Origin of the sequence: Cupriavidus phytohabitans (assembly GCF_017815025.1) — a bacterium.
Lineage (GTDB): Bacteria > Pseudomonadota > Gammaproteobacteria > Burkholderiales > Burkholderiaceae > Cupriavidus.
The window spans coordinates 1-16,252 of the sequence record NZ_JAGIQB010000016.1; the positions used below are offsets into that span (position 1 = coordinate 1).

Here is a 16,252-nt window from a genome sequence, read left to right on the forward strand (position 1 = left end):
TCGGCGATGCCAGCTCGTTCTTCATGTGACTGGCATCTGACTCTCATTCGTGAAATTGGTTTACTCCGCATACTTAATACCCCACGCCACTAACGTAGTGATTGGCTGATCAGCCGGGGGATCCGGCGTCCGTATCACAAGAGCAAGCGAAGTTCGCCCGTCAATGTTGGTGACAAGCTGATTTGCGTCACATGCTTGAATCCGACAATACGGGCCAACGCGCGCTTTGCGTCTGCAGCGCGGCAAATTGCTTGGCTTAGGACGCATCGTCATTCTCTTCTCCACGGAAGATGGCCTGTCGCCTTGCCTTCAGTTCCATTTCCTCAGTATCTTGACGCCCAGTGAACACATCCCACTCCTCGCGCGTGGCGGGTTCACCAGGCATACCTTGAAGCGTCCTACGGGCACATTCGAAGACCCCATAGACTTCCAGCTCTGTCAGCACCCCATCCTCTAACTGAGCCTCTTCTGCCCGTGCGAGATATCCGTCTCTCATATGCCCTGGAAGCAGGCAAGCTTTCCCGACGATGCTGCGTGCATGCCACTGCAGAAAATCCGTACGCCACTTCTGTTCACCGGGTAGTTCGTAGGGCGGAAGTTTCACGCCGCCCTTTGACACGTAGAAGAGCCCGAGGGCGGCCATGGAAGCCCTTGTGCTCGGTGGGATGTATTGACTCACTATGACCTCAATCGCACGACGCCAAGCTGGCGCGAAAAAAGACTAAGCCGCACGGCGAAAACGCGGCGATCCGACCCCGTCACCTCTTTGAACATATGGTCTTGCATAACCGTTCAAAACACCGCCGGCTGCCTCAGTCCGCAGAGACTGTGCCTCCAGCCAGTGGCGAGCACTGGTGAGAGTTGAAGGCAACCGGGAAATCCCTGTCCAGAGCGCCCAACATGAAATCAGCGCTTTTTACGACCTCCGAACCCGGAGAATGCGCGTGCCAAGCAAATGCTCCATTTCCGCGAGGAACGACGCAGGCACGGCATTGGATTCCGTGCCTCCCGCCCCTTCTTTCTCATACCGGACACACGAGGGGCAGTGATTCGTTAGGCACTTAAGGACCAGGATAATTTGAACATCGTATCCGTCGAGAGAAAAAAAACGCTTCTTCGATCTATTTTATACGAATTTGTATTTTTTTATCAAAAAATGATCTGGACGCGCTGACGCCACGCCGAAAGACTACGGCCTTTGGCAATGAAGTGCGGGATATGAGACTTGAGAAGGCGGTCGGCGAGGCGGTCCGGTTTCGGCGCAAGGCGCTTGGACTGAGTCAGGAGGCTCTGGCCGAACGCGCAGGCCTGCTGCCTGCCGCAGTGAGTCGCCTGGAGCGGGGAGTCGGATCGCCCAATCTGCGCACGTTGGACCGCGTTGCAGCAGTACTGCATGTCCAGGTGTCCCAACTCCTGGTGCAGGCCGAGACGCTATTGCCTGTGATGCAGAAGGCGGCGCTAACCGGGCTGCCAAAGTCGGACGAGAGAGAGGATTAACCGACGGCTGCCGGCGGGTCAACTCAGCAACTTACACCGAGTTGACCCGCGCGTCTTCGCCCATCGGTGGATGGCAATAACCTGATAAGCCGTTTCAGAACGGAAAGCCCTCAAAGTGAATCTGTTTCAGCGCATCGTAAAGAGCGAACACGGAAGGAGGCGCTCCGTAGTCATCGTGCACCGTACCAAGCTCGTGCCCAACCAAAGCGTATGCGCACGTTAGATTAACGCCCGAGTTCCGACATGCAGTAATGAAAGTATGGCGAAATGAGTACAACATCTTTCGACTGTCGGTAATGCGAAGCTCGCGACGAAGATAGATGCCATTGAACCATTTGGAAAAACCGGCAGTAAGCGTGCCATATACGTCCGGCCGCAGCAGCGGAAACAGCCTACCGTCCGGCGCTTGCGCACCAACATACTCCAAGAAGCCGCGCCGGATCACCTCAGGATGCAATGGAACCTCCCGGTTCGAACCTCGATTCTTGGTACCCTTGTCTTCCGCGTTGCTAATCTCGATATAGGGAATCATCTCGCCCCTCTGCGTCCGGTAATATTTGACATCAGAGACGGACAGTTGGCCGATTTCTTCGGGCCGCGCACCCGAGAAGTGTGCGAGCAACGGCATCCAGTACGCCGCCTCCCCGCCAGCACCGACGTATTCAGGAAGGACCTTGCTGGTGAACAACGGCGTGCTGAAAATCCGCTTGATGTCGCTGGCATCGAATGGCAAGCGCGATTTCGGTGGATTCCTCGACAGCTTTACCTTAACCCCGCGAGCAGGATTTCCGCAAATCAGGAGATTGTCCACGGCATGGTTGAAGACTATATTGAGATAAGCAATCTTCTTCTTCACCGTAACGTTGCCATTGGCGCGTTCCGCCTTCGAATGATGCTTGCCGTCGGCCATCACGCCGCCCCTACCGCGCGTCAATAACAACGTCTTGAAGCCGATGACCATGTCCTTCGTCACCTCCGCCGCATATTTGACGTTCGCATAGGCCACCAACTCCTCGAAAACCCTGCGGATGGCGTCTTCCGTCTTGGCGTTTAGGTCGCCCCCCTTCTCGGCAGCCCACGCATCAATTAAATCACTCAATGTGAGATGTTCGTTGCGTGCGGCCGTTGCCGCCGGTGCACTACACATTGGCGAAAAGCCTTCTCCGGTATCCCGGAAGGCCTCCCCAGCCGCTGGGGTAGATCCGGCTGATTGCGCCGCTTGGAGGCGAGGATTGCCGATGCCAGACAGTCCATGAGCAACGTCCGGCATGGGCGGAGGCACTTGCGCTACGGCGGAAACCCTGCGGTTGTAGCGGGTGCGGGCCTTGGCGGCCTTGGCCTCGACCGACTGTAACAAGGCATACTCCTGCTGGATGGCCTTTACAGAGGCGTCGACGAGCGCATCAAAAATTTGGCGCAGCCTCGTGCCATCTTCATTGTTCAGGTCCGGCTTGAAATCAAACTCGCACAGCAAGTTCTCCAGGAAACCGTGGTGCTGCGCGCTCTGACGCCAGCGGTCGAAGTACTCGGCGGGAGCCAGGTCCACACAGTCCAGCGCCTGTTCGTAGATGTCGATCACTCGTCGCGACATCTCCACAATTAGCGTGTCGATCCCCGCCGCATCGAGGCTGCGTCTGTGCGCCTCACGGCGCGCGTGCGCAAACTCCCGCTGATATTGTTGGGCCAACTCGAGCGCATGTTGCTTGGCCGCGAGAACATCCGCGGTGTGCAGACTGAAGCTGATTTCCGGTTTGCCGAAGCGGTCCCGCTGATCGCCGGGAACCGCCATCCGAAACGAGTAATTCCGGGAACCCGGACGCCTGCGAATATAGGAACTAGAGACATCCATGAGGCCACCTCCATCATCCATGGTACGCCGTCTGGTACAGGCAATGGAACAGTGGTCAGGGCGTAGGAGCCCGATTTGGGGCCAGAACCCGGCCCCCTCAGGGGCCGGGCGGGTCTTCTGGCGGAGACGGAGGGATTCGAACCCTCGATCCAGGTTTTGGCCCGGATGCTCCCTTAGCAGGGGAGTGCCTTCGACCTCTCGGCCACGTCTCCCAAACTTGCGTTGTGTGAGGGAGCCACACAACGAAGCGCGTATTCTAGCGACGCCACGTAGGTTGGTCAATGAAAAATCGATGACTCAACACAAAATTTGCAGCGCCGCCGGAAAATGCTTACGAACGGATCACGCCTGTTCCAGTTCGAAGGCCTTGTGCAGGGCGCGCACGGCCAGCTCCATGTACTTCTCGTCGATCAGCACCGAGATCTTGATTTCCGAAGTGGAAATCATCTGGATGTTGATGCCCTCTTCCGAGAGCGTGCGGAACATCTTGCTGGCGATGCCCACGTGCGAGCGCATGCCAACGCCGACCACCGACACCTTCGACACCTTCGGGTCGCCCGACACGCTGCCGGCGCCGATATGCGTCTTCACGCCGTCGTCCAGGATCGCCAGCGCGCGCTGGTAGTCGGCGCGCGGCACGGTGAAGGTGAAGTCGGTCTTGCCGTCGACGGACTGGTTCTGGATGATCATGTCGACGTCGATGTTGGCGTCGGCGATCGGGCCCAGGATCTGGTAGGCAATGCCCGGCTTGTCCGGCACGCCCAGAACGGTGATCTTGGCCTCGTCACGGGCAAAGGCGATGCCGGAGATGACGGCTGCTTCCATTTCAGACTCTTCCTCAAAAGTGATCAGCGTGCCCGAGTGCATTTCCTGCTCGAGCGGCATAAGCGGGTCGGTCAGCGACGACAGCACGCGGGTCTTCACGCGGTACTTGCCGGCGAACTCCACGGAGCGGATCTGCAGCACCTTGGAGCCGAGGCTGGCCATTTCCAGCATCTCCTCGAAGGTGATCTGGTCCAGGCGGCGGGCGTCCTCGACCACGCGCGGGTCGGTGGTGTACACGCCATCGACGTCGGTGTAGATCAGGCACTCGTCGGCCTCGATCGCTGCGGCGATGGCCACGGCCGAGGTGTCCGAGCCGCCGCGGCCCAGCGTGGTGATGTTGCCGTCGTCGTCGATGCCCTGGAAGCCGGTGATCACAACCACGCGGCCGGCGTCCAGGTCGCCGAGGATGCGCTCGTCGTCGATCGATTCGATACGCGCCTTGGTGTATGCCGAGTCGGTCTTCACCGGCACTTGCCAGCCGGTGTAGCTGACCGCGTCGATGTTCTCGCCGTGCAGCGCGATGGCCAGCAGTGCCACGCTGGCCTGTTCGCCGGTGGAGGCGAGCATGTCCAGTTCACGCGGATTCGGCTGCGGCGAAATTTCCTTGGCGAGTCCCAGCAGGCGATTGGTCTCGCCCGACATGGCCGAAGGCACCACGACTACGCGGTGACCGGCGCGGTGCCACTTGGCAACGCGCTTGGCGACATTCTTGATGCGTTCCGTGGAACCCATCGAAGTGCCGCCGTATTTGTGAACGATGAGAGCCATCTTCTTGTCGACGCCAGCGATTGTGCAAAGCTCTTGAAAATACACGAACAAGGCTTGTCAGGCAAGGTGAAGCCGAGTTTGCGACCGGTCGGGATGTGATGCACGCGGCGGATCGCCGCGAGGGCGATGCCGGTCAGCGCGGCGTCTGGGGCATCTGCGGCACCTGCGCATGCCATTCCACACGCCAGCGCGGCGCTGCCGCATCGTCCGGCCAGCGGCGGTGCATGCCGAGTCCGGCGGCTAGCACGAGGGTGTCGCCGGCCCACAGCAGTGGCAGCCAGGCCCGGCGCCAGGCGGGGATGCCAGCTTCCTGGCATGCCTGCTTGAGCGCGCGCGCCGGACCGCCGGGGCGCAGCACCAGCCGTTCGCCGCCGGCACGCGGGGCCAGCCGCAGCGGCTGCCGCAGCACGGCTTCCGGCACGCCGAAGCTGTCGTCGCGGAAGAAGCGCAATTCGCCGCGCCATGCGGGCACGACGATGCGGTCCTCGCCGCGCCACTCGAGCGACACGGCTATGGGAGGTTGCACAGGCGGCGGCGTGCAGGCCAGCACGCGGTCGCGGAAGCGGCGCAGCACCAGGCCGTCATGGGCGATGGCAGGCTCGCCGCCCTCGTGCGCGACCAGTTGCGCGCGCATAGCCGCAAGCCGCGCGGTCGATGGCGCGCGCGTGCCGAGATCGCGCAGCCATAGCCGCAGTACCGCATCGGCCTGCGCCGCCGGCAGCGCGCGCAAGCCGGCAAGGTCGAGTTCGGCCAGCGTATCGGCATCGCGGCCCGGATGCGCCAGCCGCGCCAACGCGGCGGCGGCCAGCTGATCCATCAACTCGCTGGCCTGTGCGAAATGCGCCGCCGCCTGGGCCACGTTGGCGCGCAGCGCGGGGAAGGCCGACACCAGCGCGGGCAGGTGCGCGCGCAGGGCGTTGCGGGCATAGCGCGCGTCGGCATTGGAGGGATCGTCGATCCAGCGCAGCGCATTGGCGGCGCAGTAGGCATCGATCTCATCGCGGCTCACATCCAGCCACGGCCGCAGCAGCATCACGCCGCTGTGCGCATCCAGCGGCCGCATTGCTGGCATGCCGGCCATGCCGGCCACGCCGGCGCCGCGGAACAGCCGCAGCAGCACGGTCTCGACCTGGTCGTCCTGGTGATGCGCGAACAGCAGCAGGCGCGCCCCGCTGTCGGCGCACATCGCCGCCAGCGCGGCATAGCGCGCGCGGCGCGCGGCGGCTTCCACGCCCTCGCCCGCCGCCTGCCGTACCGTGACCCGGCGCACGAAATAGCCGACCTGCCACTGCGCGCATACTCCCTCGCAGAAGCGGTCCCATTCGTCGGCGGCATCCTGCAGCCCGTGATGCACGTGCAGCGCCACCACGCGCGCCGCCGTGCCCTGCGTGGCGGCGCACGCGGCATGCAGCAGCGCGACCGAATCGCGACCGCCCGACAGCGCCACCGCGATCACCGGCGCGCCGTCCCCAGAAACAACAAAGGCCGCACCGCCCTGCAGGGCCTGTGCGACCTTGTCGGTCAGCCGGGCGGACGGATCATTCCGGGGCGCCGGTTTCCTTGAACTTGCCATAGGCCAGCAGGCGCTCGTAGCGGCGCGCCTGCAGTTCCTTCACGCTGATGCCCTGGAACTGGCGCAGCGACTCGGCCAGCGTGCGCTTGAGCAGCGCCGCCATGGCCTTGTGATCGCGGTGCGCGCCGCCCAGCGGCTCGTTGACGATCTTGTCGATCAGTCCCAGCGCCTTCAGGCGGTGCGCGGTCAGGCCCAGCGCCTCGGCGGCTTCCGGTGCCTTCTCGGCGGTCTTCCACAGGATCGAGGCGCAGCCTTCCGGCGAGATCACCGCATAGGTGGCGAACTGCAGCATCTGCACCACGTCGCCCACGGCGATCGCCAGCGCGCCGCCCGAACCGCCTTCACCGATGATGGTGGCGATCAGGGGCACCTTCAGGCCGGCCATCACGTACAGGTTGTGGCCGATGGCCTCGGACTGGCCGCGCTCTTCCGCGTCGATGCCGGGGAATGCGCCCGGGGTGTCGACGAAGGTGAAGATCGGCAAGCCGAACTTGTCGGCCAGTTCCATCAGGCGCTTGGCCTTGCGGTAGCCCTCGGGCTTGGGCATGCCGAAATTGCGCAGGGCGCGCTCTTTCGTGTCACGGCCCTTCTGGTGGCCGATCACCATGCATGCCTGGCCGTTGAAGCGCGCCAGGCCGCCGACGATCGACAGGTCATCGGCAAAGGTGCGGTCGCCGTGCAGTTCGTGGAAATCGGTGAAGATCTCGCGCACGTAGTCCAGCGTGTAGGGGCGCTGGGGATGGCGGGCGATTTGCGCAACCTGCCACGGGGTCAGGTTGGCATAGATGTCTTTGGTCAGCTGCTGGCTCTTGCCGGCCAGCCGCGAAATCTCTTCGGAAATATCGACAGCCGAATCGTCCTGCACGAAGCGCAGTTCTTCGATTTTTGCCTCGAGCTCGGCAATGGGCTGCTCAAAATCCAGGAAGGTGGTTTTCATAAAATCACACGTACCTGTCTGTGAAGGGGCGCATTCTACCGGAAATTGGCCGCTATCTTAGCGCCTGCCAGATAGCCTGCAATGCACCTGCCTCTGATTTTTATTGTCCCGATGCCTAGTACGTCACAGGCAACGGGTCCAGACTACGCCACATATACCAGGTTGCCACCGTCCGCCACGGTTCCCAGTTGGCCGCCACCTCGCGCGCCTCGCTGCGCGTGACCGGTTCGCCGCTGAAATAGTTGGCGGAAATCGCATTGATCAGTCCGATATCATCGAGCGGCAGCACGTTGGGCCGCATCAGATTGAACATCAGAAACATCTCGGCGGTCCAGCGGCCGATGCCGCGGATCTGGGTCAGCTCCGAGATGACCGCTTCGTCGTCCATCTGCGCCCATTCGGCCACGTGCACCCTGCCTGCCTTGAAGTGGTCGGCCAGGTCGATCATGTATTCCGCCTTGCGCTTGGACAATCCGCAGCCGGCCAGCTTCTCGGTACCGGCGCGCAGGAACTGCGCCGGCGTCAGCTTGGGGCAGGCCGCGTGCAGGCGCTCCCACACCGACTGCGCCGCCTTGACCGAGATCTGCTGGCCCACCACGGCGCGTGCCAGCGTCACGAACGGATCGCCGCGCGACACCAGGTGCGCCGGACCGTAGGTCGGGATCATCTTGCGCAGGATGCGGTCGCGCTTCATCAGGTCGGCGCAGGCTTCGTCCCAGTAAGCGGGACGGACCGCGTCGATGATGGTCTCGACCGGCAGCGGTACCGCGTCGGCCTCGGGCAATACCGCCTTGGCGTTGCGCGTGGCCTTGGCCGCCGCCTTACCCGCTGCCTCGCCTTCCGGCAGCGGTGCCTCGCTGGCGCCCGCCTTGGCCGGACGCGGGCCGGACGCCTTAGACCGGCCCGCGGCTGCCGGCACGGCGGCGTTGGCAGGCTTGCGCGCGGCAGCGTTCAAGCACGCCTCCACTCGGTCGCACCACCCGGCTTGTCTTCCAGCACGATGCCGGCCGCAAGCAGTTCCGCACGGATGCGGTCGGCTTCGGCGAAGTTGCGCTCGCTCTTGGCCGCCTTGCGCGCGGCGATGCTGGCTTCGATTTCCTCGGCGCTGGGGCCGTCAGCGGACTTGCCGCCCTGCAGGAAGGTATGCGGATCCCGCTCGAGCAGCCCGAGTGTGCCGGCCAGCCCCTTAAGCTGGCGCGCGGCGGCGGTGGAGCCGGTGCGGTTGATCTCGCTGGCCAGGTCGAACAGCACCGACATCGCGATCGGCGTGTTGAAGTCATCGCCCATCGCCTCGGCAAAGCGCCTGGCGTGCGGCTCGTCCCAGTCGACCGCGCAGCCGCCGGGCTGCGTGTCCTTCAGCGCGGTGTACAGGCGCGTCAGCGCATGGCGCGCGTCGTCCAGGTGCGCGTCGCTGTAGTTCAGCGGGCTACGGTAATGCGCGCGCAGGATGAAGAAGCGCACGACCTCGGCGTCGTACGTCTTCAGCACTTCGCGGATCGTGAAGAAATTGCCGAGCGACTTGGACATTTTTTCGTCGTTGATGCGCACGAAACCGTTGTGCATCCACATGTTGACGAACGGCTTGCCGCTGGCACCTTCCGATTGCGCGATCTCGTTCTCATGGTGCGGGAACTGCAGGTCCGCCCCGCCGCCATGGATGTCGAAATGCTCGCCCAGCAGCGCGCAGCTCATGGCGGAGCATTCAATGTGCCAGCCCGGGCGGCCGCTGCCCCACTTCGACTCCCACTTGGTCTCGGGCGGCTCGCTGGCCTTGGCGGATTTCCACAGCACGAAGTCGAGCGGGTCCTGCTTGGCGTCGTTGGCACTGACGCGCTCACCCGCGCGCAGGTCTTCCAGCGACTTGCCGGACAGCTTGCCATAGCCATCGAACTTGCGCACCGAGTAGTTCACGTCGCCATCGCTGGCCTGGTAGGCCAGGCCCCTCGCCTCCAGCTTGCCGATCATGTCAAGCATCTGCGGCACGTAGTCGGTCGCGCGCGGCTCGTGGTCGGGACGGATCACGCCCAGTGCGGCGGCGTCTTCGTGCATGTACTGGATGAAGCGCGTGGTCAGCGCGCCGATGGTCTCGCCGTTCTCGGCGGCGCGGCGGATGATCTTGTCGTCGATATCCGTGATGTTCTGCACATATGTCACAGCGTAGCCGGCGGCACGCAGCCAGCGATGCACCATGTCGAACACCACCATGACGCGCGCGTGGCCGACGTGGCAGTAGTCGTACACGGTCATGCCGCAGACATACATGCGGACCTTGCCGGGTTCGATGGGCACGAATGGCTGCTTCTCACGCGCGAGCGTGTTGTAGATGTTCAGAGGCTGCATGAAACGAAGTGAATGGTCAGGGGAGGCGGCACTGGCGCAATTCCGCCGCGCCCCATATCTTACCGGAAGGCGATGTGCCGGTAGGCCGCGCGTCCGGGGGACTTGCCGCCGCCGGCCGTGGCTTGCCAACTCTTGCCAGCGCTTGCCAACGGCGTGCCCGGGCCATGGCTTTAGTGCCGGCAGTGCCTCTTTGCTAGAATGCCGCCGAGTATAACGGACCCGTCCTCAATGAGCCTGCTGCTGCCCTCCTCGTCCCCTGCCGCGTCTCCCAGCGCGTCGATCGCCGCGCCTGCACGCCTGCTCCGCCCGCTCCGCCCGCTCCATTTGCATCAGGCACTGGCCGCCGCGGCAGTCCTGGCGCTTGCCGCCGCGCTGGCCGGCCCCGCGCAGGCCCAGCAAGGACCGCTGTCGCTGCCCGCGCCCACGTCGCCGGTGGATGGCATCCGCTCGACCGATCCGGGCATGACCCAGGCCCAGCAGGCGGCCAACGCACGCCGCTATGACGAAGCCATCAAGGGTTTCGACCGCGTGATCGCGGCCAATCCGCGCAACGCCCAGGCCCGCTTCCAGCGCGCCTGGGCGCTGGCGCAGTCCGGGCGCGAGGACGCCGCCATCCAGGCCTTCACGGAAATGGCCGCGGACTTTCCCGAACTGCCCGAGCCCCACAACAACCTGGCACTGCTCTATGCCAAGCGCGGCGACCTGAAGCGCGCCGAGGCCGAACTGCTGCTGGCCACCGAGGTCAAGCCGGCCTTTGCCATCGCCTATACCAACCTGGGCGATGTCTACCGCCGCCTGGCCGAGCAGGCCTACGCCGAGGCGCTGCGCCGCAATCCGGCCGATACCCGCGCCAGCGCCGGCCTGCGCCAGCTGCGCCCGGAGGCAGCCACCGGCACCCCGGCGGTGACGGGCCCGAGCGGAACAACCGCCACGCCGGCCGGCACCCGCAAGCCGGCCCCGGCCAGCGCCCCGGCAGCAAACTGACGCCCCTGCCAAGAATGTCCGGGCGCGCTGGTGTCCGGGCCGTTTGCATAACGACTCACCGGAGTTCCCACCCATGATCCGTTCCCGTCGCATCGCCCTGGCCGCGCTGACCGCAGGCGCACTCGCGTTGTCGTCGTTCAGCGCGCTGGCGCAGCAGAAGGCCGCCGAGCGCGTCCAGTTCGTCACCAGCGCTGGCCAGTTCACGGTCGAGCTGTACCCGGACGTGGCGCCCAAGACCGTGGCCAATTTCCTGGAATACGTGAAGAGCGGCTTCTATAGCGGCACCATCTTCCATCGCGTGATCAACGGCTTCATGGTGCAGGGCGGCGGCTTCGACCGCGACATGAAGGAAAAGCCCACGCGCGCGCCGATCCCGCTGGAAGCCCGCGGCGGCCTGAAGAACAAGGCCGGCACGCTCGCCATGGCACGCACCAGCAACCCCGATTCGGCCACCGCGCAGTTCTTCGTCAATGTGGTGGATAATCCGAATCTCGACTACCCGCAGCCGGACGGCAACGGCTACGCAGTCTTCGGCAAGGTGGTGGAAGGCATGGACACGATCGACAAGATCAAGAGCGTGCCGACCACGGCCTACGGCCCCATGCGCAATGTGCCGGCCTCGCCGATCGTGATCGAGTCGGCCACTGTCGTCAAATAACACACCGTACAGAGGAAACCATGTCCAAGGTCCAGCTCCATACCAACCAGGGTGTCATCACCATCGAACTCGACGCCGAGAAGGCACCGAAATCGGTCGAGAACTTCCTGTCGTACGTCCGCAAGGGCCACTATGACAACACCATCTTCCACCGCGTGATCAAGAATTTCATGATCCAGGGTGGCGGCTTCGAGCCCGGCATGAAGCAAAAGGGCACCGACGCGCCGATCGAGAACGAGGCCGGCAACGGCCTGAAGAACGACCGCTACACCGTGGCCATGGCACGCACCAACGCGCCCCACTCGGCCACCGCGCAGTTCTTCATCAACGTGGTCGACAACGACTTCCTGAACTTCACCTCGCCGACGCCCCAGGGCTTCGGCTACGCCGTGTTCGGCAAGGTGGTGGAAGGCACCGACGTGGTCGACCAGATCAAGGGCGTGCGCACCGGCAGCTCGGGCTTCCACCAGGACGTGCCGCTGGAAGACGTGGTGATCGAGAAGGCCACCGTCGTCGAATAATCGTCGCGTAATCGTCGAATAAGCGTCGAGCAAGCCATGCACCCTGATTGCGGCTACGCGCGCCCGGCCCTGCCGGCACCTGCTTCCCGACTCCGCGCATGACCGCAATCCCCCGCACGCCGGTGGCCGGTCCCCTCGAGGTACAGGCGCCGGCGTGGTTCATTTCGGACCTGCATCTCACGCCCGGCATGCCACGCACGCTGGCGGCCTTCGAGCGCACGCTCGAGCGCGCCGCGCACGGCGCGCGCACGCTGTTTATCCTGGGCGATTTCTTTGAATTCTGGATCGGCGACGAGGAAACCGACTCGCCGTTCGCGCAACGCGTGGCCGGCGCCCTGCGCGCGCTGGCCGCGCGCGGCGTTGCCGTCTACCTGATGCACGGCAACCGCGATTTCCTGCTGGGCGAGCGCTTTGCCGCGGCCGCCGGCGCGCGGTTGCTACCCGACCCGACGGTGATCGATTGCGCAGGCCAGCGCGTGGTACTCAGCCACGGCGACATGCTGTGCATCGACGACGAGCGCTATAACCGTTTCCGCCGCTGGACCCGCAAGGGTTGGGTGCAGCGGCTGTTCCTGGCGCTGCCGCTGCGTACGCGGCTGTCGATTGCACGCAAACTGCGCGCGGACAGCGAAGGCAACCGCGCGCGGCAAGCCGCCGAGGGCAACGGCGCAGCGATGGTCTACGGCGACGTGGCGCCCGCTGCCGCGGCCGAACTCTTCGGCATGGCCGAGGCCAGGCTGATGGTGCATGGCCACACCCATCGCCCGGCGCGCCACGAACACGCTGCGGGCGTGCGCTGGGTGCTGACCGACTGGGACCTGGACAGCCGCCATCCGCGCGCTGCCGTGCTGCAGCTCGACGGCGGCGGGTTCCGACTGCTGCCGCAGACCGATTGAGAGCGCGCAAAAAAGAAAACGGCCGTTACCGGCCGCCTTCTTCCCTTATTTCATCAGCTTGCGCAACTCGCTCGCATCGAAGCGGTCATTCGGCGTGTTCTCCAGGTGCTCACCCAGCCGGTCCAGCGCGGCCAGCACGGACTCGATGCGCTCATGCTGGCGCGCGGCATTATCGATCAGGCTCTTGAGCGCCAGCGACACCGGATCGTCCGCGTTCGGCGTGATGCCGTAGGCGGAGAACTCCTGCTTGGCGCCCTGCTGCTCCGCCGGCGCATCGGGCAGGATGATGCGCGCCGGCACGCCCACCGCGGTCGCGCCCGGCGGCACCGGCTTGAGCACCACGGCGTTCGAACCCACGCGCGCACCGTCGCCCACCACGAAGCCGCCCAGCACCTTGGCGCCCGCGCTCACGACCACGTTGGCGCCCAGCGTCGGATGCCGCTTCTGGCCCTTGTACAGCGAGGTGCCGCCCAGCGTCACGCCCTGATAGATGGTGCAGTCGTCGCCAATCTCGGCGGTCTCGCCGATCACCACGCCCATGCCGTGGTCGATAAACACCCTGCGCCCCAGCTTCACCGCCGGATGGATCTCGATGCCGGTCAGGAAGCGCGACCAGTGCGAGATCCAGCGTCCCAGCCAATGGAAGCCCCCGTTCCAGCACGCGTGCGCAAAGCGGTGGAAGACCACGGCATGCAGGCCGGGGTAGCAGGTCAGGACTTCCAGGCGGCTGCGCGCGGCGGGATCGCGCAGCATGATCGTGTCGATATCTTCCTTAAGGCGAGAGAACATCTTGGTCGTGTCGTGTTGCCGCGCCGTGCGCCGCGCCACGCAAGGCTTGCGCCAGGGGCAGGGTCGCCGGCGAGGTCGGTGGCCGGTGGGGACAGGATCAGGGAGTGTAAGTGATTTGCGGCCGGCGTTCTGGCGCCGGCCATTGGCCCCGGATCCGTCAGGGATTTTGCAGCGGCATTGCGGCGATCAACATCGCCCCGGCGCGCGCCAACCCGCCGCGACGGGCCGACGGCGTGCGCGCTTGCCACGTACGCCTGCGTCGTCCGTTCTCGGAATGCTGCGGGTTGCTGCCACTGTGCTTCTCTCCAGTTACGCCTTGCGGTCCGGCTGGCCCTGCGCCATCAGCATATGCTTGGCGATGCCGCGCAGGATGTTGACTTCCTCGCGCTCCAGCCCGCTGCGGGCCAGCAGCCGGCGCAGCCGCGGCATCAGCTTGCGCGGATTGGCGGGATCGAGAAAGCCGATCGCTTCCAGGCCTGCCTGCAGGTGCCCGAACATGGCCTCGACCTGCTCCGCTGTCGCCGGTTCACCAGCATAGCCGATATTGGCGCCCGCGTCCGCCGCCTCAGCGGCAGGCGGAACTGCATCGAGCAGTGCCAGCCGCATCTCGTAGGCGATCAGTTGCACCGCCTGTGCCAGGTTGAGCGAGGCATAGGCGGGGTTGGCGGGGATATGCGTGAGCGCCGCGCAGCGCTCGACCACTTCGTTGGGCAGCCCATAGCGCTCATTGCCAAAGACAAAGGCAATGTCGCCGCTGCCGGCCAGTGTCTGGCAGGCGCGCGCCGCGGCGGCGCGCGGCAGCAGCCGGGGCGGCCCGAACTCACGTTGGCGCGCGGTCATGGCCACGGTCAGCGCCGCGCCGGCCAGGGCCGCGTCGATCTGGTCGACGATGACGGCGCCTGCCAGCACATCGTCGGCGCCGCTGGCCATGGCGATGGCCTCGGCATGGGCCAGGACCCCGGGTTCGCGCGGCGAGACCAGCACCAGGCTGCCGAAGCCCATGGTCTTGATCGCCCGCGCGACCGAGCCGACGTTGCCCGGGTGGCTGGTCTCGACCAGCACGAAGCGCACGCGGCCGAAGGCATCCGGCCCTGCACCGGTTGCGTGTGGCGCATCAGGCCCGCCCGCGGGGCGACTCGTATCATTTGCCGGGTTCATATACAATTCGGGGTTCTTCTCTGGCGCGGCGCCAGGTCAGGGCGTGCCCGCGAGACATTCGCGGCACATCCAGTACCCAGACCGGCGACGCCCTGCGTTCTTCTACAATCCGTTGTGTTGTCAGCTGCCCATGAGTGGGCGCGCGGTGCCATGGCGCCCGCCGCATCTTCATGGCCGGCCTGGAGAGATTCATGCATCCGATGCTCAATATCGCCGTCAAGGCGGCCCGTAAGGCGGGTTCCATCATCAACCGCGCGTCGCTCGACGTCGATCTGGTGCGCGTCTCGCGCAAGCAACACAACGATTTCGTTACCGAGGTCGACCGCGCCGCCGAAGCCGCGATCATCGAGGTCATCCGCACCGCCTACCCGGAACACGCCATTCTAGCGGAAGAGTCCGGCCAGTCCTGGGCCGAGGGCGAAGACGCCCACGAATACACCTGGGTTATCGACCCGCTCGACGGCACCACCAACTTCATCCACGGCTTCCCGCAGTACGCGGTCTCGATCGCCCAGCTGCACCGCGGCACGCCCGTGCAGGCCGTGGTCTACGACCCGACCCGCGACGAACTGTTCACCGCCAGCAAGGGCGCCGGCGCCTTCCTGAACAACCGCCGCATCCGCGTGACCCGCCGCGACAAGCTGGCCGACTGCCTGATCGGCACCGGCTTCCCGTTCCGCGACCTGGAAGGCGTGGACGAATACCTCGAGGTCTTCTCGCTGATGACGCGCAGCTGCGCCGGCCTGCGCCGCCCGGGCGCCGCCGCGCTGGACCTGGCCTATGTCGCCTGCGGCCGCCTGGACGGCTTCTTCGAGCGCGGCCTGAAGCCGTGGGACATGGCCGCTGGCATGCTGCTGATCACCGAATCGGGCGGCCTGGTCGGCAACTACAACGGCGAGCCGCGCCAGATGGAGCAAGGCGAAGTGCTGGCGGGCAACCCCAAGGCCTTTGCCCAGATGGTGCGCCTGCTGTCGCCGTACTCGCTAGACAACGCCAAACCGGCCACTGCCTGAGTCCGTGGCATGGCCTGATGGCCATCGCCTGCACAAACGCCCGCCGCGCCCAGGCGGGCGTTTTGCTTTCCTGCCACGGCGCTTGCCGGCGCGCAGAGATTTTTCGCATATTTCCCGCCACCCCGGCCGACCATGATCCCCATCAAGGTCGCGCCGCCCTGCCCTCCCCAGAATGAATCCATGCGCCACGCCCCGTGCGCGCGGATCAAGCCGAGGAGAGCCCGCATGTTTCCCGAATACCGCGACCAGATCTCGCTCCTGAAGACGCAGGACGCCCACTTCGCCCGCCTGTTCCATCGCCACAATGCGCTGGACCAGGAGATCCACAACATGGAGTCCGGCCTTGTGCCGGCCTCGGGCTTCGAGATCGAGCGGCTGAAAAAGGAGAAGCTGCAGATCAAGGACCAGCTCTACCAGATCCTGCGCCAGCGTGTGGCCTGAACG

The 16,252-nt window shown here is 65.1% G+C and carries 16 protein-coding genes and 1 tRNA gene; 7 read left to right on the forward strand and 10 right to left on the reverse strand.

Annotated elements, in window-relative coordinates; genetic code table 11:
- Window positions 1-256: 256 nt before the first annotated feature.
- Window positions 257-643 (reverse strand): hypothetical protein, encoded by a 387-nt coding sequence (locus J8I34_RS13125; protein ID WP_209806225.1) that lies wholly within the window; start codon window positions 641-643, stop codon window positions 257-259.
- 575 nt (window positions 644-1,218) lie between these two features.
- On the opposite strand from J8I34_RS13125, the gene J8I34_RS13130 reads away from it, so the two are divergent.
- On the forward strand, window positions 1,219-1,497 hold the full coding sequence (locus J8I34_RS13130) for a helix-turn-helix domain-containing protein (protein WP_209806226.1): 279 nt from the start codon (window positions 1,219-1,221) through the stop codon (window positions 1,495-1,497).
- A gap of 94 nt (window positions 1,498-1,591) precedes the next feature.
- On the opposite strand, the gene J8I34_RS13135 is transcribed toward J8I34_RS13130, so the two are convergent.
- The 7 genes from J8I34_RS13135 to cysS all read right to left on the reverse strand — a co-directional run bounded on the left by J8I34_RS13135 (window position 1,592) and on the right by cysS (window position 9,789).
- Window positions 1,592-3,346: a site-specific integrase gene (locus J8I34_RS13135; protein WP_209806227.1), complete on the reverse strand. Its 1,755-nt coding sequence runs from the start codon at window positions 3,344-3,346 to the stop codon at window positions 1,592-1,594.
- Between the two features lie 118 nt (window positions 3,347-3,464).
- Window positions 3,465-3,558: transfer RNA gene (locus tag J8I34_RS13140), tRNA-Ser, on the reverse strand.
- Between the two features lie 130 nt (window positions 3,559-3,688).
- Window positions 3,689-4,939, reverse strand: coding sequence for an aspartate kinase (locus tag J8I34_RS13145; RefSeq protein WP_029046928.1), 1,251 nt, complete (start codon window positions 4,937-4,939; stop codon window positions 3,689-3,691).
- A gap of 133 nt (window positions 4,940-5,072) precedes the next feature.
- Complete coding sequence (gene tilS, locus J8I34_RS13150; RefSeq protein WP_198030812.1) at window positions 5,073-6,512, reverse strand: tRNA lysidine(34) synthetase TilS; 1,440 nt, start codon at window positions 6,510-6,512, stop codon at window positions 5,073-5,075.
- Window positions 6,478-7,449, reverse strand: coding sequence for an acetyl-CoA carboxylase carboxyltransferase subunit alpha (locus tag J8I34_RS13155; RefSeq protein WP_029046926.1), 972 nt, complete (start codon window positions 7,447-7,449; stop codon window positions 6,478-6,480). Before J8I34_RS13155 ends, tilS begins: the two co-directional genes overlap by 35 nt.
- A gap of 115 nt (window positions 7,450-7,564) precedes the next feature.
- Window positions 7,565-8,404, reverse strand: a complete 840-nt coding sequence (locus J8I34_RS13160) for a DNA-3-methyladenine glycosylase family protein (protein WP_035877381.1) — start codon at window positions 8,402-8,404, stop codon at window positions 7,565-7,567.
- Window positions 8,401-9,789, reverse strand: a complete 1,389-nt coding sequence (gene cysS / locus J8I34_RS13165; protein ID WP_209806228.1) for a cysteine--tRNA ligase — start codon at window positions 9,787-9,789, stop codon at window positions 8,401-8,403. Before cysS ends, J8I34_RS13160 begins: the two co-directional genes overlap by 4 nt.
- A gap of 228 nt (window positions 9,790-10,017) precedes the next feature.
- Between cysS and J8I34_RS13170 the strand changes: the two genes are divergently transcribed.
- The 4 genes from J8I34_RS13170 to J8I34_RS13185 all read left to right on the forward strand — a co-directional run bounded on the left by J8I34_RS13170 (window position 10,018) and on the right by J8I34_RS13185 (window position 12,848).
- Window positions 10,018-10,773: a tetratricopeptide repeat protein gene (locus J8I34_RS13170; protein WP_209806229.1), complete on the forward strand. Its 756-nt coding sequence runs from the start codon at window positions 10,018-10,020 to the stop codon at window positions 10,771-10,773.
- A 73-nt stretch (window positions 10,774-10,846) separates the two neighbouring features.
- Window positions 10,847-11,431: a peptidylprolyl isomerase gene (locus J8I34_RS13175; protein ID WP_209770683.1), complete on the forward strand. Its 585-nt coding sequence runs from the start codon at window positions 10,847-10,849 to the stop codon at window positions 11,429-11,431.
- Between the two features lie 20 nt (window positions 11,432-11,451).
- The gene (locus J8I34_RS13180) at window positions 11,452-11,952 is read left to right on the forward strand and encodes a peptidylprolyl isomerase (protein ID WP_029046921.1); all 501 of its coding nucleotides are present in this window, start codon (window positions 11,452-11,454) and stop codon (window positions 11,950-11,952) included.
- 98 nt (window positions 11,953-12,050) lie between these two features.
- Window positions 12,051-12,848, forward strand: a complete 798-nt coding sequence (locus J8I34_RS13185) for a UDP-2,3-diacylglucosamine diphosphatase (protein WP_209806230.1) — start codon at window positions 12,051-12,053, stop codon at window positions 12,846-12,848.
- Window positions 12,849-12,893: 45 nt separating this feature from the next.
- Here J8I34_RS13185 and cysE read toward each other — a convergent pair whose 3' ends face one another.
- Together cysE and J8I34_RS13195 are read right to left on the reverse strand one after the other, a co-directional pair.
- The gene (gene cysE / locus J8I34_RS13190) at window positions 12,894-13,637 is read right to left on the reverse strand and encodes a serine O-acetyltransferase (protein ID WP_029046919.1); all 744 of its coding nucleotides are present in this window, start codon (window positions 13,635-13,637) and stop codon (window positions 12,894-12,896) included.
- 309 nt (window positions 13,638-13,946) lie between these two features.
- A complete protein-coding gene (locus J8I34_RS13195) occupies window positions 13,947-14,795 on the reverse strand; it encodes an RNA methyltransferase (protein WP_029046918.1) in 849 nt (282 codons plus the stop codon).
- A 191-nt stretch (window positions 14,796-14,986) separates the two neighbouring features.
- On the opposite strand from J8I34_RS13195, the gene J8I34_RS13200 reads away from it, so the two are divergent.
- Together J8I34_RS13200 and J8I34_RS13205 are read left to right on the forward strand one after the other, a co-directional pair.
- Window positions 14,987-15,808 (forward strand): inositol monophosphatase family protein, encoded by an 822-nt coding sequence (locus J8I34_RS13200; protein ID WP_029046917.1) that lies wholly within the window; start codon window positions 14,987-14,989, stop codon window positions 15,806-15,808.
- Between the two features lie 225 nt (window positions 15,809-16,033).
- On the forward strand, window positions 16,034-16,249 hold the full coding sequence (locus J8I34_RS13205) for an HP1242/YdcH family protein (protein WP_209770687.1): 216 nt from the start codon (window positions 16,034-16,036) through the stop codon (window positions 16,247-16,249).
- The last annotated feature ends 3 nt before the right edge of the window (window positions 16,250-16,252 follow it).